Here is a 1,569-nt window from a genome sequence, read left to right as displayed (position 1 = left end):
ATAGAGCAAGGTGGTTCCGGTGATCGGGGCCGGTGTCGCCTGGTTGTCGTTGACCACGGCACCGGTCAGCACGCCCGAGACGCCGCCGAGCTTGGCGGCGGACGTCGCGGGGGTCGTGCCGCCGACGGCACCAGTGTAGAGGACGTTGCTGAACGCCGAGGCGCTCGAATAGCTCGTGGTGCCGCGCAGATCGGAGGCGGTCGCGCCGGCGATCGTGGTCGAGACGCTCGACTTCGAGGAGTAACCGACGGTGGTCTGGAGCGCCTGGTTGGCGATCGACTTGGCGCTGTCGATCAGCTTCTGCAGCGAGGTCAGGCCGGTGTTGGCAGCCTGCAGCACCTGCACGCCGTTGGCGATGCTGTCGAGCAAATTGTTGATGTCGCTGGAGCGGTTGTCGAGCGACTGCGCCGTGAAGAAGTTGGTGGGATTGTCCAGGGCCGAGTTGACGCTCTTGCCGGTCGACAGACGGTTCTGTGTGGTGGCGAGGAGATCAGCGGTGGACTGGAGAGACAGCAGGTTCTGGCGAACCGACGCAGAGAGAACAATACCGGACATAACTCTTACCCTTCTGGTTTACGCGTCTTCGTTCGATCGCTTCTGGATCGAGTGACGGGCACAGCCTGCGCGGACATGGCTAACAAAGGGTGAAACGAGCCTCGCTCGCATAAGCGCCGGTTCACCATAACCGGCGTGAGAGGCTCGAATGGACCGACAATCAAACTGAAATCATTGGCATTTCTTCGCGCTTACGCTCCATTAACCATAACCGCCGGTTACTTTTTCCGGGTCGCATCGACGGGCCTTCGAGATCGCGCGGCCAAAGAAAAAGCGGCGGAGCCGAAGCCCCGCCGCCCTTATCCTGCTTGCGATGTCGTCCGCTGATTAGCGGAGCAGCTGGAGCACGCTCTGCTGCGACTGGTTGGCCAGCGACAGCGCGGAGACCGCGATCGACTGGCGGGTCGACAGCGCCTGGCTGTTGGCCGCTTCGACGTTGGTGTCGGCCAGGGTCAGGTTGGACGAACCGGTCTGCAGCACGTTGATCAGGTTCTTGTTGAAGTCCTGACGCACCTGCACCACCGAGAGGTTCGAACCGAGGGTCGAGGCTTCCGAGCGCAGCGTGCTGGAAGCATCGTTCAGCTTGGACAGCACCTTGTTGGTCGCAGCGTTGTCGATGAAGTCGACGCCGCTGGTCAGCGAGGCAAGGCCCAGACCCTTGGAGTTGTAGGTCACACCCGTAATGTTCAGGTTCGACTTGCCGGTCTCGTCGAACACCAGCTTGAGCTGATCGCCGTTGAGCAGGTTGACGCCGTTGAAGGACGCGTCCAGCGCAGTCGTGTCGATCTGGTTCAGGATGTTGTTGTACTGCGAGACAAGGTTCGAACGGCTGGTCTGCGCGACCGAGTCCGTGACGGGCGCGGACGCCGTCGAGAAGGTGAGCGCAGAGGTCAGCGTGCCGCCGATCGCACCACCCGCGGCCGCCGAACCAAGCGTCGAGGACGCGTAGTCGTTGGTGGCCGAGATCGTGAGCAGACCATTGGCGTCGATCGTGGCAGACAGGTTGTTGGCCTG

2 protein-coding genes are annotated in these 1,569 nt (G+C 62.2%); both read right to left on the bottom strand.

Translation table 11 applies throughout. The features are described from left to right. Nucleotides 1-555: flagellin N-terminal helical domain-containing protein (locus BMW89_RS37085; protein WP_502686416.1), on the bottom strand; the 555-nt coding region annotated here is incomplete at its 3' end. 327 nt (nt 556-882) lie between these two features. Then, on the bottom strand, nt 883-1,569 hold a 687-nt coding region (locus BMW89_RS37080; RefSeq protein WP_283805348.1), incomplete at its 5' end, for a flagellin.

Source organism: Bradyrhizobium sp. OK095, from assembly GCF_900109945.1.
GTDB lineage: Bacteria > Pseudomonadota > Alphaproteobacteria > Rhizobiales > Xanthobacteraceae > Bradyrhizobium.
Note: the sequence above shows the minus strand (reverse complement) of the source record. Positions and strands in the feature narration are given on the sequence as shown.